The following is a 24,121-nucleotide window of genomic DNA, read 5'->3' on the forward strand; positions in this document are numbered from 1 at the left end:
TGATCGCCGCCACTGCGCGATTACCCCGGAGAGTTTGCATGTCGTTGAGTAAGAAAGCCGTTGTCCTGATCCTGACAGCGGTCACCAGCTTCGCTGCCGTGAGCGTTTACGCCGCCAAGCAACCGGCCGCCAAAACCGCACCCGCGCAAAAAATCTCGGCGCTGGGCGGGAAATTCGCGTTCACCCTGCCCCAGGGCTTCATCGCCAACCCACTGCCCGGTGGTGATGCCGCCAAGGGCACCGCTGGCGCAACGGGCACCATGTACACCAATCAGGCGAGCAAAACAGTCCTGATCATTGCTGAAAACACCCTGCCCAATGGCCTGAATGTCAAAGACAACGACACTGCGTTTCTGGATGAGTCAGTGTCCGGTTTCGCCACTCAACAACGCGAAGCCTTGCCTGACTTCAACAAGCAAAGCGAAAAAAGCCTGACCGTCAAAGGCCTGGGCCTGCGCCAAATCGACAGCACCGCCACCCAGGGCGGCGGTCTGACGCTCGACACCAGCCTGCTGGCCGGTTCCGGTACGCGCATGATGCTGATTCAGATCATCTCCCGCGCCGACGACAAGGCCGGGCATGCGGCACTGGTCAAACAGATCCTTGGCGATAAATAAGCCTTCAGGCTACTGATTGATCCGCAGCAACCAGGCGTTCAAATCCTGCATTTCGGCCGCACTGATGGTGTGGCCGACGCCTGGATAGGCATGAAATTCCGGCGTGAGCGCAATGCTCTGCAACAGGCTATTGGCCTCGCTGCCATCGCTGTAGGGCAGTTTCATGTCGGCCGTCCCGTGACCAATGAAAATCGCCAACGGCTCAAGCGCCTTGTCGGCCTTGAGCTGCGACCTCAACACAGGCAAAACCTTGCCGCTCAATGCCGCAATCCCGCGTACCGTCTCGGGATGACGCAAGGCAACTTCATACGACATGATCGCGCCCTGGCTGAACCCCACCAGAAATACCTTATCGGCCTCGGTGTGATACTTCTTCGCCGCCTGCGCCACGAAATCGACAATCAGCGCGCTGCTGCTATTCAGGTCATCGGTATCACCGTCATAAGCGCCTTCGCCCTTCTTGCGAAACCACTGATAACTGTCCGCCTCCACCGCCTGCGGCGCCCGCACCGACAGGTACGTGTACTGCGCCGGCAACTCGTCCTTGATGTCGAACAGGTCCTCTTCGTTACTGCCGGAGCCGTGGAGAAAAATCACCAACGGCTGGTTGCGTGAATCAGGGTTGGACTGCTCAAGGTACGGCAACGGCAAATCATCATTGAGCGCCGCATGGGCAACGGAGGACACCATCAACATCAACACAGCAAAAAATCGCAACATGGGCCTTCCTGGAAATACATCGAATTCGCGCCAAAGCCTAACACCACAAGACGCCCTTTCGAAAACCAACCCCAACCGTTCAGACCGGCTGTCAAGCCGCCAAGATCAAAAGATCGCAACCTGCTGTAGCTCGTCTATGGCTGGGGGACGCGAGGCAACTCGCGTTTGTGAGCGGTTTTGATGTAGGCACTTTCGATGATCTGCTGCGCCTGCAGCGACACCGCTTCGCCCATCAGATACGCGTCGATTTCCTCGTAACTGCAACCATACGCCGCCTCATCCAGCTTGCCCGGTGCCAGGTCTTCCAGGTCTGCGGTCGGCGCCTTGTGCACTAGATGCGTCGGCGCGCCCAGGGCGTCGGCCAGCAGCCGCACCTGGCTTTTGATCAGCCCGGACAGCGGCGCCAGGTCGCAGGCGCCGTCGCCGAATTTGGTAAAGAAACCCATCAGCGCTTCCGCACCATGATCGGTGCCGACCACCAACCCGTTGCAGAAGTTGGCGATGGCGTATTGCGCCAGCATCCGCGCCCGGGCCTTGACGTTGCCTTTGGCAAAGTCGGTGAGCTCGGCCGAAGGTTGCAAGCCGTCGATGGCGATATTGGCCATCAGGCCGTCGACACAGTCGGCGATGTTGCTGGTGGTGATCAGGTCCGGCTGGATGAAGTCCAGGGAGGCCTGGGCGTCGTGCTCATCGGCCTGGGTCTTGTACGGCAGGCGCACGGCGATAAAGCGCGCCTCATGGTCCTCGGCGCGCAGTTGCTCCACCGCCAACTGGCACAGGCGGCCGGCGGTCAAGGAATCGACACCGCCGCTGATACCGAGCACCAGGGCCTTGCAGCCCGACTCGCGCAGCACCTGTTTAATGAAATCGACACGACGGACGATTTCAGCGACCTCGCCGCCCCGGGCGAGTTGCCGGTCAATGCCCAGTTCCCGGGCGATGCGTTCTTGCCGTTGCATAGTCATATCAGGCTCCCAGTTGTGGATTGATCAGGCTGACGTTGAATACCTGGGCCGCGTACCGCAGGAACGAGGCGTCTTCACAAACGTTCTTGATCGGGTCGTCGGAGAACTTCACCACCGGCTCGCCATGCACCCGCACCAGCTTCATGACGATGCTCAGCGGCTCGACGCCCTCGACATCGCAGGCCAGGCTGGTGCCCATGCCGAAACCGAATCTGGCCTTGCCACGCACATGGCGCAGGATCGGCAGGCACTTCTCGAAGTTGAGACCGTCGGAGAACATCAGGTCCTTGGCTCTTGGATCGATGCCCAGTTCCTTGTAACGCCCCAGCACCTTGTCGGCCCAGACGATCGGGTCACCGGAATCCTGACGCAGGCCGTCATAGAGCTTGGCAAAGTACAGGTCGAAATCCCTGAGGAAGAAGTCGGTGCTGATGCAGTCGGTGAGCGCGATCCCCAGCCTGCCACGGTACTCGCGCACCCAGTTTTCCAACGCGGCGTTCTGGCTCTCGCGCAACCGCCCGAGTTGTTGGTGGACCATTAGCCATTGGTGGGCCATGGTGCCGATCAGCGGCAGGTCGAACTCGTAGGCCAGGTGAGCATTGCTGGTACCGACGAACACCCCGGGGAAGTCACTGCGCATCACATTGACCACTTCGCGCTGGGCCCTGAACGACAGGCGCCGGCGGGTGGAGAAGTCCGAAACCCGAAACTCGGCGAGCTCTTCGCGGCTGGCGTTTTTTTCCAGCCATTCGAACTTCTGGTACAGCTTGCGGGTAACGTCGGCCAGCTCGACTTCCGGGTACTTCTCGCGGTTGCGCAGTTCACTGACCATCGCCAGCACCGGCTGCTCGAACATGATGCAGTGCAACATCGGACCACGGACGCGGATGTGCAGTTGGCCGTCGACTTCCGACACGTGGATGTAGCGCAGATTGAAGCGAAACAGACCGAGGAACTGTTCAAAGTCCGGTGTCAGGTATTCACGGAAACGCTTGTTGAACAGAAACCGCTGCTCACCTTCGCGCAACTGCAGGCCGGCGAGCTTTTCCAGCTCATTGCGAATGTCCGGGATCAGATGCCCGAGCCGCTCTTTTGAGCGCACGATGAACTGGTATTCAACCTCGACGTTCGGGTGCTGGTGCAGCACCGCCTGCATCATGGTGAAGGTGTAGTAGTCGGTATCCAGAAGACTCTGGATGACGCCGTTGCTGCTATCGAATGCACTTTCCATGTTTTCTTCCTTATGCGCTTGCCAGACTGGCGGTTTCTTCGCGGGTCGCGGTCACCGAGATTCCCGCTTGCTGCATGTCTTGAATGGCTTGAGTGGCGCCCTCTTCACTGATGGCCCGGCAGGCTGGCAAGTGGATGATTACCTTGAAACCGGCGGCGGCCAGTTGCAGGGCGGTGGTCTTGACGCAAAAGTCCAGCGCCAGACCGCCGACGATGACCTGCTTCACACTCTGACTGTTCAGGTACTCGATCACGCCGGTGGACAGCTTGCCGTGCAGGTCGTGGTAGCAGGCGCCGTACGGGTGCAGATCCGGCTCGACGCCCTTCCAGACGAAGTAGTCGTAGTCGTACGGAGTCGGCAACTCGTCCAGCAGGGTGAAGCCTTCGGTGCCGGGGACACAGTGACTGACCCAGGTGAGGTCGGCGTGTTCGAGGCCAGTCGACTGGAACATTTGCGAGTGCTCGGTCACCACCCACGGGGCCTGAGCCGTATGAGCGTCCTTGCTGCCGACACGCAGGCTGGCGAGGGTGGCCATGAAGTTCAGCTCGCTGCCGATCTGCTCACCGCCCGCCACGGGCAGCTCATCAGGGCACAGCGGCGTGAAGCTCTTTTGCGCATCGACATCGAAGGAAGCGGTTTTCAGGGTCTGGCTGCTCATGTCAGGTCTCTCCTCTGCATGGATCTAAAAGTACATGTCATGTACTTTTGTTGCAATACCTGACCATACAAATATTTCTTCCGGACACTAATCCGCTTTAACACTATCGATACAGGGTCTTAGGCGATTGTTTCGTCTGAACGATTTCGATGATAAGGTACACGTCATGTACCAATAGGGAGATCAGCCATGTATGAAATAGCCCTCTATGGCGGCGCCTTCAACCCTCCTCACGCCGGGCACGCCCAGGTGATGATCGAGGCTTCATGTCAGGCCAGGCGTCTGCTGGTGGCCCCCAGCTTCAGGCACCCTTACGGCAAACGAATGGCCGACTATGAACTGCGCCTGAACTGGCTGGAATCGATCGTCGAGCACGTACAACCCCTGTGCTGCGCCGAAGTGCGTGCCAGCCGGGTCGAACAGATCGTGGCGCGCGGCGTCGAAGGGCCGATCTACAGCTACACCCTGCTCGCCCATCTCGCCGACAGCCTGGCCATGGACGGTAAACAGATTGCTCTGGTGGTCGGTCAGGATGTGGCGGACCTGTTGCCGACCTTCTATCGCGGCCCGGAGTTGCTGGAACGCTTTTCCATCATCTGCGTCGAGGAACAGATCCATGTCCGCAGTACGGTGCTGCGCGAACGGCTGGCCTTGGGCGAACCGCTGCCCACCCACTGGATGGCACCCGGCATGGATCCGGTAAACTATGACCTCTACGCTGCCCACGGAAGCTGACATGCCAGACCGCACTCCCCATCCAAGCGCCTACCTGCACACCATCGACCTTTGTGTGCTGCGCTACTGCCGGGAAACCCAGGCGCTGGAAATCCTCCTGAACCGCCGCGAAGCCGAACCGTTCGCCGGCCATTGGGCGCTACCCGGGATCGTGGTCAATGGCGGGGTCGAAGACCTCACACTGAACGACGCCGTGGAGCGCCTGCGCGCCTCGAAAAAAGTCGGCATGCCGCTGGCATGGATCGAGCAGGTCGGCACTGTCGGCGACGCGTTCCGCGATCCGCGCTGCTGGTCGTCGTCAACCTTCTACCTCGCCATCGTCAGCAATGCGGTCCAGCCGGCCGCACACCAGGGATTTTTCCCGCTCAAGGACGTGGCCGAAGCCTCGACCAAACTGCCCTTCGATCACAACAGCCTGGTGGCCTCGGTGCAGGAGCGCCTGTTCTCCAAATCGCTGTACAGCAGCCTGCCGCTGATGTTCCTCGGCCTCGAATTCAGCGCGCCAGAAGCGGTGAGTATTTTCTCCCTGGTGCTTGAACGACCGGTGCTCAAGACCAGCATCCGCCAGCGCCTGCTGAAGATGATCGAGGCCGGCTACCTGCAAGAGACCGGGCGCAAGAAAAGCGGCGACGGCGGCCGCCCGCAAGCCACGGTGGAAAACCTCAAACCCGCTAACCTCTACCTTTTCGATCGCTGCTTTCTGGAGTAATACCGCGCATGAAGCCTGTCACCGAATCCCAGTGCCTGCTGGAAACCCCATACTTCAACGTGGTCCGCGAGAACGGCTACTTCATCATCAAGGAAGCCCGGGCTATCAATGGCGTGGTGGCCGTACCGACCCTGGAAGACGGCCGGTTGATGCTGGTCAACCTCAAGCGCCGGGCCATTGGCGGGATGTCCATCGAATTCCCGCGGGGCGCCATCGACGAGGGCGAATCCGCCTGCGATGCGGCGGCCCGCGAGCTGCTGGAGGAAACGGGCTGGCAGGCGCTGGAGGTCAAGGAGTTGGGCTTGCTGCACAGCAACACATCGCTGATTGCCAGTGCGGTTGCGGTGTGCCAGGTCTACCTCGATACACAGGCCACCGACGCAACCGATGGCGAGGTGGATGATCTTTTGTTCATCACCCGCCAGGAACTGATGGCAATGATCACCGCCGGCCAGATCACCGACGGCCATACGCTCTCGGCGGCAATGATGCTGATCGCCAGCGAGGCCGGCCGCCCCTAGCGCCACCACGGCGGTTTGTCGACAGTCAGTCGGAGCGCGCCATGCAAAAAGGGCAGAAGGGATGCGATCCCCTCTGCCCTTCTGTTTATCGCTTGTGAGCGTGCCGTCGGTCAGACGCCGCTCTGCGCAGTGTCGTCAGACATGCTCACTGCTTTTGGCATGCCCCGCATGATGCTCCGCCGGCCCGTGAGACGAATCCACCAGCACCGGAACCTCATTCCCGTCACAGTCATGCAGTTTGCCGTGACTGAAGTAATCCCCTTCGCGCAACGCCGCCAGATCCTGGAAGCGCAGGGTCCGTTCGGTGCCAGCGGCGAAGACCGATTGCTGGTCCGAGTTGCCGGCGGTGAAGTGGTTGAAAGTCAGGTTGAGCACGATCGCCATGATCGCCGACGAGCTGATGCCGGAATGGAAGATGGTGGCGAACCAGCTGGGGAAATGATCGTAGAAGTTCGGTGCTGCGATGGGGATCATGCCGAAGCCGATGGAGGTGGCAACGATGATCAGGTTCACGTTGTTGCGGTAATCGACTTTGGACAGGGTACGAATACCACTCGCCGCCACGGTGCCAAACAGCACGATACCGGCACCGCCGAGGACGGAAGTCGGCACGGCGGCGATCACTCGCCCCATCACCGGCAACAGGCCTAGCACCACCAGGAACACCCCGCCCGTGGCCACCACGTAGCGACTCTTGATCCCGGTCACCGCCACCAGCCCGACGTTCTGCGCGAAGGCACTTTGAGTGAAGGACCCGAAGATCGGCGCGATCATGCTCGACAGCATGTCAGCTCGCAGCCCATTACCCAGGCGCTTGGAATCAACCTTGGTACCGATGATTTCACCGACCGCCAGGATATCCGCGGAGGTTTCCACCAGCGTCACCATGATCACGATACACATCGACAGGATCGCAGCGAAATGGAAGGTTGGCATGCCGAAGTGGAACGGCGTCGGGAAGCCCAACATCGGCCCTTGAGTCACCGTCGAAAAGTCAGCCATGCCGAGGAACACCGCAATCACGGTGCCGATCACCATGGCCAACAGGATCGACAAACGGGAAATCGTGGCGCTGCCGATCTTGCTCAGCATCAGCACCAGCACCAACGTCAATCCCGCCAGACCGATATTCGCCATGCTGCCAAAGCTCTCGGCGTGGCTGTTACCGCCCATGGCCCAGCGTGCCGCCACTGGCATCAGTGTCAGGCCGATGGTGGTAATCACAATACCGGTGACCAACGGCGGGAAGAACTTGGTAATTCGGGAGAACACCGGCGTGATCAGCAGCCCGATCAACGAGGCTGCAATCACTGCCCCCAGAATCGACTGAAAACCACCCTCACCACCGCTGCTGACAATCGCCACCATGGTTGCGACGCCCGAGAACGAAACGCCCTGTACCAGCGGCAGCTGACAGCCGAAAAACGGTAATCCGAGGGTTTGCAGTAATGTCGCCATGCCCCCCGCAAACAGTGACGCCGCAATCAACAGACCGATGTCGGCCGGAGAAAGCCCGGCCGCCTGGCCGATGATCAGTGGTACCGCAACGATACCGCCATACATGGTCAGAACGTGTTGCAGGCCGTAAGCCATATTCGCGCCGACCCCGAGGTTTTCATCCTCAGGCCGTTGGTGTGAAACAGAGGGCGTTTTCATCGTGGGGGGTTCCCTGGTTTTTTGTTATGCGCACACTGTATTCAATACTCAAGACAAATGTCCATAGAGTTGTATACAGTTTTCCGACCAGTATTTGCAGCCCCACATCAAAACCTTGAAATAGTTCTTCCCTCGGCCCCTCCCCCACGACGACTAACCTTCAGGTCTCTCCAGCGATCAACGGTTCACTCGCTGCCTTTTTTATACATATAAAGTATGCATAATTAAGACGTTCGACATTCAGTACGACGAAGTAAAAAACGCTGCAAACAAAAGGAAACACAAGGGCATCAGTCTCGCCGACACAGAACCGGTGTTCTACGACAACAATGCCCTGACGCCCCCGGACAGCGACCATGATGAGCAACGGTGGATCGTTATGGGTAAGGATGCTGTGGGCCGGGTACTGGTGGTTGTCTACACCTACCGCGATCCGGACTTCGTTCGAATCATTTCCGCTCGCATCGCCACCCACAATGAGCGCCGCCAATACCTGGAGGCTTGAACCATGAAAGAAGAATACGATTTCAGCAGCGCCAAACGTGGGCCGGTTGCCGCCAGCAAAGGCAAGACCCGCATCACCATCATGCTCGATGACGCCGTGATAGAGGCAGCACGCGAGCTCGCAGAGAGTGCGGGATATGGCTATCAGACCGTGATCAACAATACCTTGCGCCAAGCCTTGCTGAACGCAAAAGGTCAGGGTTCGACGCCTGCCTCCGCCATTGACGCAGGCATCAAACACCTGAAGAAGGGAATCACCGCTACTGAACTGAAATCACTGGAGCAGACGTTGAGTGCCGCAGCCAGTGAAATCAACCGGATGCTCAAAGCCGAGCACAGCCCGAAGGCAAAACCCAAAACGACTCGAACACTGAGCCATGCCTGACGCACCGCTCAGTCAGGCCTTTCGCTTGAGCCGACCAACTGCGCCAGCACCCGCTTCAACTGCGGATGCTGCGGCACGCGAATGTCAAACTCGCGCTCCAGCACCGCAATGATTTCATCAGCGTCTGCGAGCTGCCGACGTTCACTTTCCTGGCCCATCCGGTGAATCGCATAGCTGCCGTTGTTGAGCGTGCGGCGCATCCCGGGCCCGGTGCGTGCCACCTTCAATTGCCCCCGAAACGGAGAGTCGGGGTGGGTCGAGACGTACCAATTGCCGATCTGATAGTCGATGTCTGACTGAACCTGCAGATCGAACACATACATCGGCCGCCACTCGTCCGCGACCTTCGCACGCAAAGCGTAGCTGCTGTCCTTGCGAACGATGCGGTACGGTTCATGGCCGGTCGGCTGCTCCTCTTCAGTATCAAGGCGCAGCGGCGCCGTGGGCACCATGCCACCGAAGCCGACATCCGCGATGTAACGAACCCCGTCCAGGGTGACCAGGCTCAAGCGGTGAGTGCGCGCAGTCAACGCGTCTTCAGGACCGCCCATCACCACCCGCCCGCTGATCCCTCGGGCTTCGAACCCCAGTTGCTGAAGCAGGGCAAGGAACATGTTGTTGAGTTCGTAACAGTAACCGCCTCGCCCCTCGTGCAGGACTTTGCGCTCGACCGAAGGCAGGTCGATGGGCACCGGGACCCACAGCATCGTCGACAGGGTTTCAAAAGGGAACGTTGCGGTATGACGCGACTGCAACTCGCGAAGGGTGTCGAGCGTGGGCGACGGCGGCGTGTCGTAACCGAGGCGCTTCAGATAGAGCTCAACATTCGACAGTTCAGTCTGAATCATCAATGACTCCTTGCTCAGGACACGTGCGCGATCACCAAACGGGTGGCAGCCGCCAGCACATCACGCCGCGCTTCAGCGTCTTTTTGATGTTGAGTGAAGTAAACCGCGAGCACCACGGGTGCGCCTGTCTGTGGCCAAAGCACCGCCACATCGTTTGTGGTGCCGTAGTCGCCGCTACCGGTTTTATCGCCAACGACCCAACCCTTCGGCGTGCCGGCCCGAATGCTCGCATCGCCAGTGGTATTGCCCTTGAGCCAGGTCGCCAATTGCTCACGCTGCGGCGCTGCCAATGCATCACCCAGCACCACTTTCTGCACACTGGCGGCCATCGCGGCCGGGGTCGTGGTGTCACGAGGATCATCAGGAATCGCCGTATTCAACTCCGGCTCCTGGCGATCAAGCCGGAACGCCGGATCACCCAGGCCTTTGGCGAACTGGTTAACCGCTGCCACTCCACCTAACGCCTTGATCAACAAGTTGGCGGCAGTGTTATCGCTGTATTGCAACGTGGCGGCGCACAGCTGCGCGATGCTCATGCCCTGTTTCAAATTCTGTTTGGCGATGGGCGCGTAAGAAAGCAAGTCAGCTTCAGCATAGGCAATATGCTTTTCCAGCAACCCCGGCTCAGCCATACTTTTGTGCAGCACGGCTGCAGCCAACATCAACTTGAAAGTACTGCAGAACGGAAAACGCTCCCCGCCCCGATACTGAATCTCGTGACCATTGGCAGTGTTGATCAAGGCAACGCCCAATCGACCTTTTGCACCGTCCTCCAACTCGGCAAGTTTCTTGTACAACTCGGCCAGCGGTTTATCCGCAGCTGAAGCGTTAGCCCAGGCTGGAACTACCAGTGTGATCAATGGCAGTGTCAGACCTGCCTTCAACAATGAACGTCGCGAAGGTGAATATTTCATGCGGTGCCTCGTAAAAAAATAAACATTACAGACGGGGCCGCTCTGCAACCGCGCCCCCCCTCATCACACTTCTGGATGCACGACCACTTCAGGACTTCCTTCCATCGATACCACCACCGTACGGTTTCGACCAAAATTCTTCGCCTGATACAACGCCGCGTCTGCCCGCTCGATGAACACTTCGATGCTATCCCCGTCCTTGGGCACAAACGCATAACAGCCCAGACTCACCGTCAGATACCCCGAAGGCGCGCCTGAATGGATGATGTGCTTGTCCTTGACGCTGTGGCGGATCTGCTCGGCAATCGTAAAGGCACCGTGAATGTCAGTGTCGGGCAACAGCACCGCGAACTCTTCACCGCCGTAACGCACCGCCAGGTCGGACTTGCGCAGACAACAACTTTTTACCACGCGCGCCACTTCCGCCAGGCACTGATCCCCTGTCACGTGACCGTAGGCGTCGTTGTAGCGTTTGAAAAAATCGATATCGAGCAGGATCAGGCCCAACGAACTCTGTTGGCGGGCACCCCGTGCAAACTCGATGTCCAGCGCACGTTCGAACAGCCGACGATTCGCCAACCCGGTCAGGCTATCGTGAGTCGCGATCACTTCCAGCTGCTCTTGCGCCGTCCGCAAATCCGCCTCGATAAGCTCACCATTGCGAACCTGCAGCACAAATACCCAACCGAACAAGCCCACACCGAGCACCACCAGCGCGACGACGACGCTGGATTGATAGGCGTTGGCGTACCAGCCCCGAAGAATCGTCTCCTTCGGGGTCGCCGCGGCAACCACCAGCGGGTAGGCGTCCAGCTGACGATAGCCATACAGCCGGACCACGTTATCCACCACCGAACGGATCATCCCATTGCCGAAACAGGCATTAGGCAGGTACTTCTGGAAAATATCCCCGTGTGCCAGCGACTCGCCTATTCGCGCTTCCTCGAACGGTCGCCTGGCCAGTAACGTACCGTCTGACAACGCCAGAAACATCACGCCATTGTCATCGAGGCTGAAGCTTTTGAAGAACTGATCGAAGTACGACAGCTTGATCCCGGCCAGCAGAACGCCCTGGAACTCGCCATGCTGGTCGTTTATCCGCCGGGAAATCGGAATGATCCACTCGCCATTCTGCCGGCTACGAATCGCCGGCCCGATGTGCGCGAGTAACGAAGGGTTTTGCTGATGAAACATGAAGTAGTCGCGATCAGCCACCCCCCCGCGACGCGGCAAGTCGTCAAACGATGTCACCACCCATTGACCGTTCTTATCGAACAGAAACAGCCCGTGTAACTGCTCAAGCGCCTGCACCCGCCGCGCGAAGGTCTGTTGCAGCCGCGGGTTCTTCACCACGCCAAAACCTTCTGCCTGAATCCAGTCGACCAGGCTGGTCATCACCAGGTCCGCGCTCAAAAACGTGTCCTGCGCCTGCTGCGCCATCGCCCGGGTCAGGTTCGACGACGCCACCTCAGCCAACGACAAATCGTAGCGCCGGGACTGTTCCAGTTGCAGATAAAGCAAGCCACACAAACACAGACAAACCGCCGCAACAAACATCACTGCAGCCTTGCGCAGCGGCAAGCGTTTAAGAGGGCCGCCGGGGGTGTAATGAGGGTCGTGAATGGGGGTAGGCAAAAGCGTCATCCTTGAAGGGTAAGGCATGAGCAAAAGCCCAAATCCCTTAATGCCGGGGAGCTTAGCTTACGGGGTGATGAGGGGCAATTGTGCTGCGAGTCATAAACTCGCTGCGCCTTTTCTCCTGTAAGGTTCAACACACTCGTTGATGCTCGTTTGAAACGTCAATGTTTCCCGTCAATACAGCCCTGTGAATGTCCACATCCAATGAAATACCAAGACAGCACCGCATCGCTGGACACCGCCAGAAAGATTCTCAAGGTGAACCACGCCGGGGAATTCGGCGCTATCAACATTTACCGATCGCAGATCTTTGTATCCCGGCTGCTGCGCAAGGAGTACGTCCCCCTTCTGGAAAGCTTCATGGAAGACGAAAAACGTCACATGAACCGGTTCTGGGAAGAGATACAGCGCCGTAACGGCATCAAGTGCAAGAGCTATTGGCTCTGCGGCGCCGGGGGCTGGTTCATGGGTTTTATCTCGGCGCTACTCGGGAAAAGCGGCGTCATGGCCTGCACCTGGGCCGTGGAGTCGGTCGTGGTGAGCCATTTGAAAAACCAGCTTGCCTACCTTGAAAGCCGGAACGATTCGGCGGCCTGGGAAACGGTCCAGTCGATCCTGGAAGATGAGGAAAACCACCGCGATACCGGTCGAATCGAGGGCGGCAGCACGCTGCTGTATGGGCCGTTCAGATGGATGATCAGTTTGTTTACGGAGGGTGTTATTCGGTTTGGGATGCGGTAAAAACAGAGGGCTCCCTAAAACCGTCTACACAAGCCAATCCATGGAGGAAAAGCATGAACACTCTGAACCGCCCGACAACCATCGACACCGTTGTGTTCGACCTCGGTAACGTCCTGATTCGCTGGAACCCAAGAAACCTTTTCCGAAAGATCTTCGGCAATGACGTACAGGCCATGGAGACCTTTCTGTCCGAGGTCTGTCCTCCCGAGTGGAACGAACGCCAGGACGCGGGCCGGTCGTGGCGGGAAGGCGTTGAGGAAGCCATCGCGCGGCATCCGTCACAAGAGGCGCTGATTCGTGCGTACCACGAGCGCTGGGAAGAAACACTCGGCGGAGTGATAGAAGAGACCGTGCAGGTCCTCGATGAACTGCACGCCAAAGGTGTTCGCCTGCTCGCCCTGACCAACTGGTCCGCCGAAACCTTCCCGATTGCCCTTGAGCGCTTTCCCTTTTTGCACACGTTCGAGGGCATTCTCGTGTCCGGCGAAGAAGGCCTGATCAAGCCTGACCCGGCGATCTTCCAGCTACTGAAATCGCGCTATCGGTTTGAGGGCAGCCGTGCGGTGTTTATTGACGATCACGCGCCGAATATCGAAGGTGCACGCAAGGAAGGTTTCAATGCGCTGCAGTTCACCAGTGCGGCGCAACTGCGCAAAGACCTGGCAGCGTTGGGGTTGCCTGTGCAGGCACTGAGCGAGCCGGCGTAACGAACACACAAAAATGGGCGACTTCGGTCAACACCAGTCAGTTAAGCGAAATCCATGTGGGAGCGAGCTTGCTCGCGAAGGCGGAGTGCCCGGCAACACTAATGTCGACTGACACTCCCTCTTCGCGAGCAAGCTCGCTCCCACAGGTTCCGCACCTAAACTGACTGGTGTTGACCGAAGTCGCCCATTTTTTATGCCAATAGATCTACAACGATCCCCATCAACGCATTGGCGGAACCCGAATATCCCCCGCCCGACACTGACTCTTCACGCCCTTACCGCAAGACCCGAACGACAAGTCCTTACCCAGGCACACGCGAACTTCCGACAACTCAGGTCCGCTGCAGACAATCGCAATACCATCCTCTGGAATCCCGGGATTGCTCTGACGGAACATCTGCGCAATTTCCTGCGCCGGGAAGTAGATCTCGGTGCTCAAGGGCTTCAGCTTGTCCGGGATTTTCACCGTACCAACCGCCTTGTCCGCCAAATCCAGATAACCCGAGGCGCCAAGGCCACTGCACGTGCCGTGCTTGGACCATTCGTGCTGAAGCAATTTTGGCGTCACAAACAGTGTCAGCCCTTGCTTCTGCTCCGCGGGCGACAACGGCACCATCGGCGGACACGATTCCGGCCAACCGCCCTTGGCGTACTGCGGCCAGAGACCGTGAAGGACAAAGCCGTAACCTTTGCCCGAGCATTGCGGGTTGTTCTGATGAGTCAGGCAAAACGTCGGTGACCAGGACAGTGTCAGCAGGTAGTAATCAAACACCCCCGCCACCGACTCGGTCTGCTGCTTATCGCGATGGGACCGAGCGTCGCTCATACCGACGCTGCCAATCGTCAGCGCAAAGAGCGCAACCAGTGCATACAGTTTTTTCATAATCCCTCTCCTTTGGGGCAAATCGGCTGGTTGTCTCATTCTGGTGATTGGCCGGTCAAGTACTGTCTGAGGCGACCTTGCTGAATCCGCGTTGAGGCTTCTATGCTCAATAGCTTTTGAGGTTGCCTTATGTTCTCTGTTGATCAACGAAGCACCCCAAACGCCGGCGATATTCAGGTGTATGTCGTCCATGGCTACAGCGCCTCGCCGCAGGCCCATTGGTTTCCCTGGCTGAAAGACCGCCTGGAAACCCAAGGGATACGGGTCGACATCCTGGAAATGCCCAGCCCCTTGCAACCGAACGTCGAGGAGTGGGCGCATTACCTCGACGAGCACATCAACCGTCACGACCCAAACACCTATTTCGTCGCCCACAGCCTGGGCTGCATCAGCCTGCTTGCGCACTTGGCCAAACAAGCAGCGTCGACCCGATTGGGTGGGCTGGTGTTGCTCTCGGGCTTCGTAGAAACGCTGTCTGTGCTGCCAGGCCTCAATGGCTTTGTGGAACAGGGTTTCGATCCTCATCAGATCATCCAGATGTCGGCGCAACGCTCCGTCATCGCCGCGAAAGACGACACGATTGTGCCATTCAGCCACACTGAAAAACTGAGCCAGATACTGGAGGCGCACTTCCACGCGCTAGAGCATGGCGGACACTTCCTGGCCAGTGACGGGTTCACCGAACTGCCGCTGGTGGAAGAGATTCTGCTGGCCATGATGAACGGCAAAACGAACCGCTGATGGCAAAGGATTGCGACTGGTCATCACCCGCCAAGGTGAATTTCCTTGAAGTCGCTACGCTTACACTCACGTCACGATAGGACATCGAAATGAGTAAGGCAGATGAGCTCGCTGCAAAACTGAAACAGAAACAACAAACCCGTGCGGACGCGGCAGCCTGCGCAGACACGGCGATTGAGCATTGGCCGATACAGGTCTATGAGATGTACCACCAGCTTGAAACATGGCTGGAGCCACTGACCGAAGCCGGCTTGAACATTCGCCGCATCCCCACACACGTTTTCGAAAGCCTCCCCTCCGGCGAGACCTTCAACTACGCCATCGACAAACTACTGATCGAGGGCAATCACCACAGCATCACCCTCGACCCGATCGCTCGCTTCGTCATTGGTAGCATGGGCCGTGTCGATATCCTCTCAAAAGGCCAAGAGCGGTATTTGCGCCGGACCGAGACCGAACACGGTGAAACGCATTGGCAGATGCAGACGATCCCGCGCAGCGGACAACCTCGACCGGATCCGGTCGAGCTCGATGAGGACAACTTTCTCTCGGTGATACAGGAAGGCCTGGAGCTCTAAAGCAGAGCGCCACGCGGGGAAGCATCGTGGTGTGTCACCCTTCCCTGCCAATCCCGAAAAATGGGCGACCCGTTACGGTCGCCCATTTTCGTTTCGGCCATGAAGTCCGCCCCCCATGCCACTCACCGCGCTTTACCTGATATCCGACAATCCGTATATTCGACAATCCATATATCTATCCCCCCGGCCCGGCGCCCTACGGAGAAATCGATGAAAGTCCTGTTCATGTGCACGGCCAACAGCTGCCGCAGCATCCTGTCCGAAGCCATGTTCAACCACCTCGCCCCGGCCGGTTTCGAAGCCGTGAGCGCCGGCAGCTTTCCCAAAGGCCAGGTCCTGCCGCGCAGCCTCACCACCTTGCAGGCCGCTGGCATTGCCACTGACGGGCTGAGCAGCAAGGGCAACGACGCCTTTGCAGACAGCCCGCCAGACATCGTCATCACCGTGTGCGACAAGGCGGCCGGTGAAACCTGCCCCGTCTATTTCGGCCCCGCGCTCAAGGCCCATTGGGGGCTTGAAGACCCGTCCGACGTCAAAGGCAGCGAGGAACAAATCAACGCCGCCTTCAACGCCACACTGGCGACCATCGAAACCCGTTGCCGCGCCTTCCTCCAGCTGCCTTTCGAACGCCTCGACGCCGCTGCACTCCAGCGCGAACTCGAGCGCATCGCCACCCTTTAGCCTGGAGCGCCGCATGAGCGATCATCTGCCAAACCTCGACACACTGCTGTCCGACACCCTGCACCGCGCCGCAGTCGACAACCCCAAGCCGCGCATATTGCTGCTCTACGGCTCGACCCGACCGCGCTCGTTCAGCCGCCTGCTGGTGGAAGAAGCGGCCCGGTTGCTGGAGCACTTCGGCGCCGAAACGCGCATCTTCAACCCATCCGGCCTGCCGCTGCCGGATGACGCCCCAAGCGACCACCCGAAAGTCCAGGAACTGCTGACCCTGATGCAGTGGTCCGAAGGCCAGGTGTGGTGCTCGCCCGAACGCCACGGCTCGATGTCCGCCGTGTTCAAGGCGCAAATCGACTGGGTGCCGCTGGCGATGGGCGCCGTACGCCCGACCCAAGGCAAAACCTTGGCTGTGATGCAGGTCTCGGGCGGCTCGCAGTCGTTCAACACCGTCAACCAACTGCGCGTGCTCGGGCGCTGGATGCGCATGTTCACCATCCCCAACCAGTCCTCCGTGCCGAAGGCCTTCTTGGAGTTCGACGATCAGAACCGCATGAAACCTTCCGCGCTCTACGACCGCGTGGTCGACGTGATGGAAGAACTGGTGAAATTCACCCTCCTGCTACGCGACCGCCCCGACCTCGTCGACCGCTACTCGGAGCGCAAGGAAAGTGCGGAGGAACTGAGCAAGCGGGTTAATCAGCGTTCGATATAACTGGCTTACGGAAGCCCCCTACAATACGAATATGTTGTGGCCTTTTTTATTTACTTTTTCGACCATACGACCTCATCGTCGACCGCGTAAGGCCGACAATCTCGATGGGCTTTTTTACATTCATCCAAAGAAACTTGCAGTGGTTCGTTGCCGCCGGCCGCGGCATACCACGCGCCATCGGGGGCAATGGTAAAAGCGCGCGGTTTTTTAAGTGCCAGAAACTTTCGATACCCCTCTCGAGCCGCTGTGCTGAGGTACGGAATAGCCGTCGCATCCTCTAGTGCCGCAAAATGTGTGGGTGGTGGAGTTTGTGCGGGTTTAACCCAGACCACGTCATTGTCCACGGCGTAGGGCCGGCAGTTCCGCCTCATTTTTTTACATTCGGCTAATCCCCTGCCAAGCGGATCAATACCACCTTGCGTTGAAACCGAGGTGCCATCGCCAGCAATCAGAAAGGCGCGAGGAGGCCGTTTTGTTAAAAACTGCTGATAGGTTTTACGGCCCTGATCGTTGATATATGGCACGGCATTCGCATCATCGAGTGCCGCGAAATGCGTCGGTGGCGGAACGGGTGTCGATAATGGCTTCACCCAAACCACCTCGTTATCCACTGCATAGGGGTAGCACTTAGCGCCTTTATTTTTACAGGCGCGATATCCGGCACCGAGCGGATCGAACCCTCCATGCATAGACGCGATGCCACCGTTTTCGCCGATAAAAAAGGCGCGCGGCAAGGGCTTGGTCAAGAACTCCCGGTATTGCTGTCGCTCCTGATCATTCATAAGCGGCACGGCGCCTACATCCTCAATGGCGGCATACTGAGTTGGCCGCGGCGCAGGTACTGGCAGGTACTCGGGATAGACCAGATTGTTAGGTAGCCCCAATTTGGCCAGGAAGGTGTCTACTTTAGCCCCCCAAATCGCCAGACCCTCCGGAAAACCCAGTAGGTTATGCGAGTCCTCCATGAAGTTTCCATACGCCACTAGCTCGGCCGCACCACCTGCTGCGGTATACGCTGCATATGTGGCGCGCCAGGTCGGTTCAGAAAAGACTTTGTCATTACTGCCATAAAACCAGATGGACGGAATGGTGGTATGTGCGCCGTCGTAGGCGGCGGCAACGGTAATGCTCTGCTCCGAGGTGGCACAATCAGATGCTTTGAGCCCTCCTGCAAAGTTAATCAAGCCTTTGACGTTGGGGATGTTGAGCGTGCCGAGTGCTAACGTGTTGAAGCCACCGAAACTTTGGCCTGCAACAACAATACGTTGACCATTGATATAGGGCTGCGCCGTCATATATTGGATGACTGCGCGGATGTCCTTGGCATTGTTGAGACCGGTCAATATAAAGTCGCAACCATGGTGCTCGAGTTGCCCGCCCGACCCGGCAAAGCCACGCATCATGGGCAGCGCCACGGCATAACCGCGCGACAGAAAATAATAGGCGGAAAAAGTCATGTGATAGCGGGGATTATCCTTCGGCTTTTTGTTGCCGTCGGAGCCGTGATTCATCACCACCAAGGGAAACGGGCCTGGACCACTTGGAGTCAATACCGTCAGTTGCAGGGCAACAGGGCGCTCGCTATCACCAGGAATATTGAGCACACGCTCATTCATGGATGCCTCAGGCATCTTGCTAGCGTCAGACTCCTCATTCGCGGCGTAGGCAGGATTTGGTCCTTGTAAAAGGACATAAAACAAAATGACTATTATTTGCTTAAATCGTGCTGACATAAGTTACTCACCGCATCGTCCTGAGCGAAAGAGCCTCAGCACTTCCAAAGGGTAGTCAATGAATGCTGAACTAGCGGATGCCAAAACTGGCGCATCCGCACCCAGCGATCAAGTGCGAGGACAAATCGCCGCTTTGCCCATTCTTCCGAGTGAAACTACCATCATCGAATGGCGCATTGCCATTACTTTTGATATCGACAGGAAACCCATTCAAATCGATAGACGTAATACCCGGTTGACCGAGCGCATACAAATTACCTGCTTGAAATTGGGCCGCGCCGGTCGCGTCCCTTGCTGTCGGCTCCTGTCAATTTGCCTTCGCCCTGGGCCTTGATTCAGCTGAACAATGTTTGGTCAAAAATACCCAACGGGCGGGAAGCCCCCCGCTATTGTCTGACCCGTTTCGATCAGACGTACGGCTTCCTGCTTGGGCTCAAGGGATACGTTTTTCAGATCACCCCCCTCCTCCGATCACATTCTTTTACATCTGAGGTACACATTCTTAACAATTGCATTCCTTTCGTTGATTAGCATGGACAAACCTTATGCGAATTCAGGGACGTCGCTACTCCAACGGATGCCTTATGAAGGAAAGCAAATGCCTACTGAACAAATCATCATCCTTGTTGCCGTTACAATCATTGGCCTTGTATGGGCGGCCAGAAGAGATTTAAAAAACCGAAAGAAAGAACAGGCCACAAAAGAGGCTAATGAGAGCGTAGATTGACTGTCGGTCACTTTCAAAAATAAGTGGGCAAATAAAGTTGGTTATTAAAAAATCAACCCGCCCCCCCACTGACTGCACCGATACATATCTACGCAAAGCTGAAACACTGAAAAGAACCATGTCCGTAGCAGCTGCCGAGCCCGCGAGGCTGCGTTCGAGGACAAAGTCCTCGCAAATCCTGAGTACGCGGCTCACCTGAAGAAACGCATTGCCTGACACAGCCCGGGCCTGACGCGGAGTCGACAGCTTTACAGAACGGATAACCCAACCAAAAAGGGGCAACCTCACGGCCGCCCCTTTGCTTTACCTCTGCAACCGCCGCCCAACCACATCCATCAAATCACACCCATCGCGCAGCGGAATCGCCAACACCCGCGCAAAGTCCCGCAACAGCAACGCATCACGACCAAGCCCCTCGCCCAGGGAAAGCGTTTCCAGCAATTGCGTCACGCTGCGAATGCGGTACGCCGCCGTATCGTGCAACACATCGACCGGCGCTTCTGTATCGATCAGCAGCGACGCAATTGTGCAGTCAATGCCGGTGATCGGCATGTATCGAGCCATGGCAAAACCTCCAGTGAATGAACCAGCGTGAGCACTCAGTGACGAGCAGCAGACGAAACCCCGGACACTCCATCCGGCGTGTCGAAGTGCTCCAAGGCGCGGTTCACCAACAACTCGCTGAGTACCACCAGTTGCTGCATCGCCAACGCCACATGGCGCCGCGAACCTTCGAGTTCGAAGGCCAGGTCGGTGGTCATGGCGTTTAGGGATGCCAGGGTTTCGGAGGCGTGGATTAGCAGGGTTTCGGTGTCGATGTTGGGGGCGATGGTGAAGACGTGGGTGGTGGGGTCGGAAACGGTTGGGGTTTCGGGGGGATTGGGGGGGATTTTTTTCATGAGTGAAGCTCCTTTAGCATTTATGGGTGCTTGGGCTCCTTTAGCGATAGAACGGACTTCCACATCCGGCCGCTGATTTTGCAGCGACGGGGGAAGGCTATATGGTGAGGTGAATGGCGGTAAAGCGGCTGAAACCGATGCGGGTTGCGGGAAATGTCCGATGCAGGTGTGGTGTGTTGGAAGCTGGATTCAATCGTAAAAATTTTCCCTGCTTGTTCGCCGTCGCCTTGATGATGGACTGGGTGTAGCAGTCAACCAGCGCCCCGGCCAGACGGGCTAATCCTCTACAAGTTCTTCGCTTTGTAGCAATTTCTGAGCAAGCCACAATTTGTGTAGTCCTGAAACAGGTGTAAACCTTATTCGGGACGGGACATCCAGCTCACGCCAATTTCCAATTAAAGAACGCCCCCCCGAAAAAATCCAAAACAAGTGTGCAACGGTGGATTGGGGTGCTGTTTTTTATCGGTTGATGAACTAGCATTTTTGCGTGGCATTGGCCTCGGAATTGCCCCCTCACGTCAAACCCAGACTTCAGCAAGGACGATTTGTATGAAACCGCTCATGAGTTCATTGGCACTGTCTGTCGCAATCATCACGTTGGCCGGTTGTTCAACGACTTCGCAACCCGACAGAAACACACCTCTGGGCGAAGAAAACCTCAATGGCTCGGGTTTTCTTTCCGACGTCTACCCGCTGATGAAAGAAGGCAAGGACGGCGAAGCACTGCGCGTGTACCGCAATCCGAAATATGCCTCCACGGCGAGCTTTACTCGCTTCACCAAAGTGCTGCTCGATCCGGTCAAGCTGTATGCCGGTTCCAAATCGAAATTGAAGGATGCCCCACAAGACGAGGCCAAAGCGATTGCCCAAGGCTTCTATAACCAGTTGCATGAGCAATTCGGCAAGGACTATCAGATGGTCCAGACTCCCGGCCCGGATACCTTGCGGATCTCTGTAGCGATCGTCGATGCCGAAGCCTCCGACACCTCGCTCAAGGCCGCCTCGTACATTCCGCTAGGCCTTCCGGGAGCAAAAGCAGTTGCGATGAAAGCGGCAACGCAAACCACCGGCCAACCGCTCGCCACAGGTCAAGTTACCGTCGAAGGCAAGATGTACGATTCACAAACAGGTGAAATCGTCGCAGCCGTAATCGACCGCCGCACAGGCTCGCGTCGCCCAATTATCGGTCTGTTTGAAAGCAGCACATATGACAAGTGGAGCGACGTGACGGCGGCAGAAAAGTACTGGGCGGAAAAAATGCGTTATCGCCTGTGCACGCGCCGTGCAGCGACCAACTGTGTTGACGCTGTCGAGTAAGTCAGCTCACCAGCATGCCATAACCCGCAATCCGGCTATCGCCGGGTTGTGTAGAAGCAATAAAGGGGACACCCATTGACTTAAGCAAGGAAAAAATACACAACGGATCCTTATTTAACTGACTGACCACTCAAACTGCTTGTCTGAATGAACGCTATTTTTTTCTTGGATCGTCTGCAGGGTTGACGTAGTCAATCCCGGTTGGGCCTGGGCCATCTACCTGAAGGATTACCTCTGTGCCTTTGCTTGCCCCAAAGTGCCTCACGTGACCCTCGCCATAAATACTTCCGGCCGGAAATTCATGCAGTTTTGTCGCATCGAACTTATCCCCATCGCCGTGATACCACGTACCCGAGATCACGGTGACTGTGCGCTCGTCAGGATGAGTGTGGGCGGGAAGAATATAGTTCGGCGGAAGTTTTACTCGCACGATATATGGGCCTGTGTTGGGGTCGCCCTGGATGACGGCGGTTTTTGCCCCCTTTGGTAAAGCAGGGTTATCGGCCCACTTGATGTCTTTTGGGGTAACCATGATGTAAGCGCCAGGCTCAGCCCACCCCGTTGATGACCCAAGGCAACCAATCGCAAAGACAACAGATAACGTCGCGAGATTGTTGTTCATCGTGTTCTCCTCAGAGCGGTTGGAACGAGGTCGGAGATATTGAGCACACCGGCATTGGCCTACCAAGACTCTCTGCCTAACTGATCATAAGAGTCTAGAGCTGGTTGGACAGACCGCCATTGCCATTCCTTCCTGCGCCTGCTCTCCAAGGAGGAATTTCGAGGACAGACCACAATTAATTTGGCACCGGCTTAATCACTCAAGCCAAAAATCGTTATATCTCCCCGCATTACTGTGATTGACGGCCCCCACAGCTTCGTCAAACGCTGGATCTGCTGACGCCGAGTAAACCTGTGGGCAAGCCAGTGATATCATTGCGCCTTCAGCGCCGTATGCTGGAAACGGCGCGTTCAATCACAGGGAATCCCATGAAAAAAATCATGATTAGTGCGTGCCTGCTATCGCTGGTCGGTTGCGTCAATTCGCCTGACGCTGCCTTCACCCATGCCACTCCAGGTTGTAAGTTGGCAACTGCCACGGTCAATAACCAGCCGGTCACGACCCGTTTCTGCATCAAGTCCCTTGCCTTCCAGCCATCGCAATACCGAGTCAGCGTCAACGATCAAGCTGTCTTCACCGGCACCGATTACGAACGCGTTGCCTTTGAAAAAACCGTCAAGGAGGGTGCGGTCAGCGGTGGTTGCAATGAGCTGATCGAAGTTCAGGAGAGCAGCACCCAAAAGCCTCTGCCGTTAAAAGACCTGTCTGCCGAACTGATTGCCGGCTGCCATATCACTGCCGACGCAGAGGGCAACTCCCAAGCCTTCAGCAAGGATGTGGCCTGTGACAAAGTGTTCTACAAGGGCATGTTGCCGTTGCTGGGCAAGGTGATGCCCGTCGAAATCGCACGCCAGTGCACCGTCAAGGTGGGGCCGCAAACAGTATTTGAAGAACGCTTCAACTTTTGAACATTAACCGCCCGTGATTCTTAAGGGACAGACCACGATTAATTTGGCACCGGCTTAATCACTGAATCCAGAAATCGTGGTCTGTCCCCGAATTACGCGATATCAGAAAGACTCGACAGGCTTCTTGGCTTCCTGAATGAACTTCTGTCCATCAAGCCCTGGGAAAGAAAACCTGATCACGATACTGGATTCCTCGCCTTCGCCACTAATAAGCAACTCAGCGCTGCGAGTATTGGCGGGAACCGATGTCATCAAATTGTGTACGCTGGAATACGCCTTCAGTGAGGTAACGCCTTCGAAAAAGGTGTAGGTCAAATCGTTCGAGCTCAAACCAACACTTTCGTAGTTTTTGATCTTGGTAGTGTACTCGTCCTTGCTTTTTGCCTTACCTGCAAGCTCAACGAGATCCAGCACGGATTTCCCGTCGGACAAGGCTACCAATCCAAAGCTTTTGGCAAGTGCCACAAAGGCACGTCCATATAGATCCCGATCAAAGGGCGCTAACAGCGAGACCATCGATAGCTTGTCGCTGCTGAAAATCAAAGCCGCTGTGAATTTCTCGCCAATAAAATCGACGTCATCAATGCATCTCGCAGGAACACCCAAATCCGCCGAGCAGTCGTAGTAACCCGCAGCTTCGGTGTAACTCGCAATCGAGGTGTCATAAACGTAGCTTTTAAACAGGTTGTCAGCCGCCTGAGCATTTTGCACACCCGCAAAAAAACTAGCGGTGGCCAGTACTGCAGCAAGAATTTTTTTCGACATGGAATCCCT

At 57.1% G+C, this 24,121-nt stretch carries 29 protein-coding genes; 15 read left to right on the top strand and 14 right to left on the bottom strand.

From position 1 onward, the window contains the following. The first annotated feature begins 38 nt into the window (after positions 1 to 38). Positions 39 to 617, top strand: coding sequence for a DcrB/PsbP domain-containing protein (locus AC1DIG_RS16525; protein WP_477768154.1), 579 nt, complete (start codon positions 39 to 41; stop codon positions 615 to 617). Between the two features lie 9 nt (positions 618 to 626). On the opposite strand, the gene AC1DIG_RS16530 is transcribed toward AC1DIG_RS16525, so the two are convergent. The 4 genes from AC1DIG_RS16530 to AC1DIG_RS16545 all read right to left on the bottom strand — a co-directional run bounded on the left by AC1DIG_RS16530 (position 627) and on the right by AC1DIG_RS16545 (position 4,191). Beyond that, positions 627 to 1,337: an alpha/beta hydrolase gene (locus tag AC1DIG_RS16530; protein ID WP_477768155.1), complete on the bottom strand. Its 711-nt coding sequence runs from the start codon at positions 1,335 to 1,337 to the stop codon at positions 627 to 629. A 134-nt stretch (positions 1,338 to 1,471) separates the two neighbouring features. After that, positions 1,472 to 2,302: an ammonia-dependent NAD(+) synthetase gene (gene nadE, locus AC1DIG_RS16535; protein WP_477768156.1), complete on the bottom strand. Its 831-nt coding sequence runs from the start codon at positions 2,300 to 2,302 to the stop codon at positions 1,472 to 1,474. A 1-nt stretch (position 2,303) separates the two neighbouring features. Then, positions 2,304 to 3,533 carry a nicotinate phosphoribosyltransferase gene (gene pncB / locus AC1DIG_RS16540; protein ID WP_477768157.1) on the bottom strand — a complete coding sequence of 410 codons (1,230 nt, stop codon included), beginning with the start codon at positions 3,531 to 3,533 and terminating at the stop codon, positions 2,304 to 2,306. A gap of 10 nt (positions 3,534 to 3,543) precedes the next feature. After that, positions 3,544 to 4,191, bottom strand: a complete 648-nt coding sequence (locus AC1DIG_RS16545) for an isochorismatase family protein (RefSeq protein WP_477768158.1) — start codon at positions 4,189 to 4,191, stop codon at positions 3,544 to 3,546. Positions 4,192 to 4,380: 189 nt separating this feature from the next. Here AC1DIG_RS16545 and AC1DIG_RS16550 point away from each other — a divergent pair, with 189 nt between their 5' ends. Genes AC1DIG_RS16550 through AC1DIG_RS16560 form a run of 3 tightly spaced genes read left to right on the top strand, consistent with a single transcriptional unit; the run spans position 4,381 to position 6,156 of the window. Beyond that, a complete protein-coding gene (locus AC1DIG_RS16550; protein ID WP_427530972.1) occupies positions 4,381 to 4,926 on the top strand; it encodes an adenylyltransferase/cytidyltransferase family protein in 546 nt (181 codons plus the stop codon). 1 nt (position 4,927) lies between these two features. Beyond that, entirely contained in the window at positions 4,928 to 5,635 is a 708-nt protein-coding gene (locus AC1DIG_RS16555; protein ID WP_477768159.1) for an NUDIX hydrolase, read from the top strand. Between the two features lie 8 nt (positions 5,636 to 5,643). Continuing rightward, complete coding sequence (locus tag AC1DIG_RS16560; RefSeq protein WP_477768160.1) at positions 5,644 to 6,156, top strand: NUDIX hydrolase; 513 nt, start codon at positions 5,644 to 5,646, stop codon at positions 6,154 to 6,156. Between the two features lie 135 nt (positions 6,157 to 6,291). On the opposite strand, the gene AC1DIG_RS16565 is transcribed toward AC1DIG_RS16560, so the two are convergent. Next, positions 6,292 to 7,812: a nucleobase:cation symporter-2 family protein gene (locus AC1DIG_RS16565; RefSeq protein WP_477768161.1), complete on the bottom strand. Its 1,521-nt coding sequence runs from the start codon at positions 7,810 to 7,812 to the stop codon at positions 6,292 to 6,294. A 223-nt stretch (positions 7,813 to 8,035) separates the two neighbouring features. Between AC1DIG_RS16565 and AC1DIG_RS16570 the strand changes: the two genes are divergently transcribed. Both AC1DIG_RS16570 and AC1DIG_RS16575 read left to right on the top strand, forming a co-directional pair. Continuing rightward, complete coding sequence (locus AC1DIG_RS16570) at positions 8,036 to 8,317, top strand: BrnT family toxin (RefSeq protein WP_477768450.1); 282 nt, start codon at positions 8,036 to 8,038, stop codon at positions 8,315 to 8,317. A 3-nt stretch (positions 8,318 to 8,320) separates the two neighbouring features. After that, complete coding sequence (locus AC1DIG_RS16575; RefSeq protein ID WP_477768162.1) at positions 8,321 to 8,701, top strand: BrnA antitoxin family protein; 381 nt, start codon at positions 8,321 to 8,323, stop codon at positions 8,699 to 8,701. Positions 8,702 to 8,709: 8 nt separating this feature from the next. On the opposite strand, the gene AC1DIG_RS16580 is transcribed toward AC1DIG_RS16575, so the two are convergent. The 3 genes from AC1DIG_RS16580 to AC1DIG_RS16590 all read right to left on the bottom strand — a co-directional run bounded on the left by AC1DIG_RS16580 (position 8,710) and on the right by AC1DIG_RS16590 (position 12,098). Further along, positions 8,710 to 9,549, bottom strand: a complete 840-nt coding sequence (locus AC1DIG_RS16580) for an arylamine N-acetyltransferase family protein (RefSeq protein ID WP_477768163.1) — start codon at positions 9,547 to 9,549, stop codon at positions 8,710 to 8,712. A gap of 14 nt (positions 9,550 to 9,563) precedes the next feature. Further along, positions 9,564 to 10,463, bottom strand: a complete 900-nt coding sequence (gene bla, locus AC1DIG_RS16585; RefSeq protein WP_477768164.1) for a class A beta-lactamase — start codon at positions 10,461 to 10,463, stop codon at positions 9,564 to 9,566. A gap of 63 nt (positions 10,464 to 10,526) precedes the next feature. Next, positions 10,527 to 12,098 carry a sensor domain-containing diguanylate cyclase gene (locus tag AC1DIG_RS16590; RefSeq protein WP_477768165.1) on the bottom strand — a complete coding sequence of 524 codons (1,572 nt, stop codon included), beginning with the start codon at positions 12,096 to 12,098 and terminating at the stop codon, positions 10,527 to 10,529. Positions 12,099 to 12,305: 207 nt separating this feature from the next. On the opposite strand from AC1DIG_RS16590, the gene AC1DIG_RS16595 reads away from it, so the two are divergent. Together AC1DIG_RS16595 and AC1DIG_RS16600 are read left to right on the top strand one after the other, a co-directional pair. Next, positions 12,306 to 12,842, top strand: coding sequence for a demethoxyubiquinone hydroxylase family protein (locus tag AC1DIG_RS16595; protein WP_477768166.1), 537 nt, complete (start codon positions 12,306 to 12,308; stop codon positions 12,840 to 12,842). 53 nt (positions 12,843 to 12,895) lie between these two features. Beyond that, complete coding sequence (locus tag AC1DIG_RS16600) at positions 12,896 to 13,549, top strand: HAD family hydrolase (RefSeq protein WP_477768167.1); 654 nt, start codon at positions 12,896 to 12,898, stop codon at positions 13,547 to 13,549. A 220-nt stretch (positions 13,550 to 13,769) separates the two neighbouring features. Here the strand turns inward: AC1DIG_RS16600 and AC1DIG_RS16605 are convergent, their stop codons facing one another. Next, positions 13,770 to 14,432 carry a ribonuclease T2 family protein gene (locus AC1DIG_RS16605; protein WP_477768168.1) on the bottom strand — a complete coding sequence of 221 codons (663 nt, stop codon included), beginning with the start codon at positions 14,430 to 14,432 and terminating at the stop codon, positions 13,770 to 13,772. A gap of 129 nt (positions 14,433 to 14,561) precedes the next feature. Here AC1DIG_RS16605 and AC1DIG_RS16610 point away from each other — a divergent pair, with 129 nt between their 5' ends. The 4 genes from AC1DIG_RS16610 (at position 14,562) to arsH (ending at position 17,141) form a co-directional block, all read left to right on the top strand. Beyond that, positions 14,562 to 15,173 carry an RBBP9/YdeN family alpha/beta hydrolase gene (locus tag AC1DIG_RS16610; protein WP_477768169.1) on the top strand — a complete coding sequence of 204 codons (612 nt, stop codon included), beginning with the start codon at positions 14,562 to 14,564 and terminating at the stop codon, positions 15,171 to 15,173. 89 nt (positions 15,174 to 15,262) lie between these two features. Beyond that, complete coding sequence (locus AC1DIG_RS16615; protein ID WP_477768170.1) at positions 15,263 to 15,751, top strand: hypothetical protein; 489 nt, start codon at positions 15,263 to 15,265, stop codon at positions 15,749 to 15,751. A 210-nt stretch (positions 15,752 to 15,961) separates the two neighbouring features. Next, positions 15,962 to 16,432, top strand: coding sequence for an arsenate reductase ArsC (locus tag AC1DIG_RS16620; protein ID WP_477768171.1), 471 nt, complete (start codon positions 15,962 to 15,964; stop codon positions 16,430 to 16,432). A 13-nt stretch (positions 16,433 to 16,445) separates the two neighbouring features. Beyond that, positions 16,446 to 17,141, top strand: a complete 696-nt coding sequence (gene arsH, locus AC1DIG_RS16625; protein ID WP_477768172.1) for an arsenical resistance protein ArsH — start codon at positions 16,446 to 16,448, stop codon at positions 17,139 to 17,141. Between the two features lie 50 nt (positions 17,142 to 17,191). Here arsH and AC1DIG_RS16630 read toward each other — a convergent pair whose 3' ends face one another. Then, positions 17,192 to 18,757, bottom strand: coding sequence for an alpha/beta hydrolase family protein (locus AC1DIG_RS16630; RefSeq protein WP_477768173.1), 1,566 nt, complete (start codon positions 18,755 to 18,757; stop codon positions 17,192 to 17,194). A gap of 715 nt (positions 18,758 to 19,472) precedes the next feature. On the opposite strand from AC1DIG_RS16630, the gene AC1DIG_RS16635 reads away from it, so the two are divergent. Continuing rightward, positions 19,473 to 19,601, top strand: a complete 129-nt coding sequence (locus tag AC1DIG_RS16635; RefSeq protein ID WP_347929516.1) for a hypothetical protein — start codon at positions 19,473 to 19,475, stop codon at positions 19,599 to 19,601. Between the two features lie 303 nt (positions 19,602 to 19,904). Here the strand turns inward: AC1DIG_RS16635 and AC1DIG_RS16640 are convergent, their stop codons facing one another. Both AC1DIG_RS16640 and AC1DIG_RS16645 read right to left on the bottom strand, forming a co-directional pair. Beyond that, the gene (locus AC1DIG_RS16640) at positions 19,905 to 20,165 is read right to left on the bottom strand and encodes a hypothetical protein (RefSeq protein ID WP_477768174.1); all 261 of its coding nucleotides are present in this window, start codon (positions 20,163 to 20,165) and stop codon (positions 19,905 to 19,907) included. A gap of 35 nt (positions 20,166 to 20,200) precedes the next feature. Beyond that, positions 20,201 to 20,500 (bottom strand): DUF6124 family protein, encoded by a 300-nt coding sequence (locus AC1DIG_RS16645; RefSeq protein ID WP_477768175.1) that lies wholly within the window; start codon positions 20,498 to 20,500, stop codon positions 20,201 to 20,203. Between the two features lie 483 nt (positions 20,501 to 20,983). Between AC1DIG_RS16645 and AC1DIG_RS16650 the strand changes: the two genes are divergently transcribed. Beyond that, positions 20,984 to 21,817: a DUF3313 domain-containing protein gene (locus AC1DIG_RS16650; RefSeq protein WP_477768176.1), complete on the top strand. Its 834-nt coding sequence runs from the start codon at positions 20,984 to 20,986 to the stop codon at positions 21,815 to 21,817. A gap of 154 nt (positions 21,818 to 21,971) precedes the next feature. Here AC1DIG_RS16650 and AC1DIG_RS16655 read toward each other — a convergent pair whose 3' ends face one another. Next, complete coding sequence (locus AC1DIG_RS16655) at positions 21,972 to 22,439, bottom strand: cupin domain-containing protein (protein ID WP_477768177.1); 468 nt, start codon at positions 22,437 to 22,439, stop codon at positions 21,972 to 21,974. A 293-nt stretch (positions 22,440 to 22,732) separates the two neighbouring features. Between AC1DIG_RS16655 and AC1DIG_RS16660 the strand changes: the two genes are divergently transcribed. Beyond that, positions 22,733 to 23,347, top strand: coding sequence for a hypothetical protein (locus AC1DIG_RS16660; protein ID WP_477768178.1), 615 nt, complete (start codon positions 22,733 to 22,735; stop codon positions 23,345 to 23,347). Positions 23,348 to 23,449: 102 nt separating this feature from the next. Here the strand turns inward: AC1DIG_RS16660 and AC1DIG_RS16665 are convergent, their stop codons facing one another. Next, complete coding sequence (locus AC1DIG_RS16665) at positions 23,450 to 24,112, bottom strand: hypothetical protein (protein WP_477768179.1); 663 nt, start codon at positions 24,110 to 24,112, stop codon at positions 23,450 to 23,452. Positions 24,113 to 24,121 lie beyond the last annotated feature (9 nt).

The sequence above is a fragment of the Pseudomonas sp. 05N431 genome, from assembly GCF_056397005.1.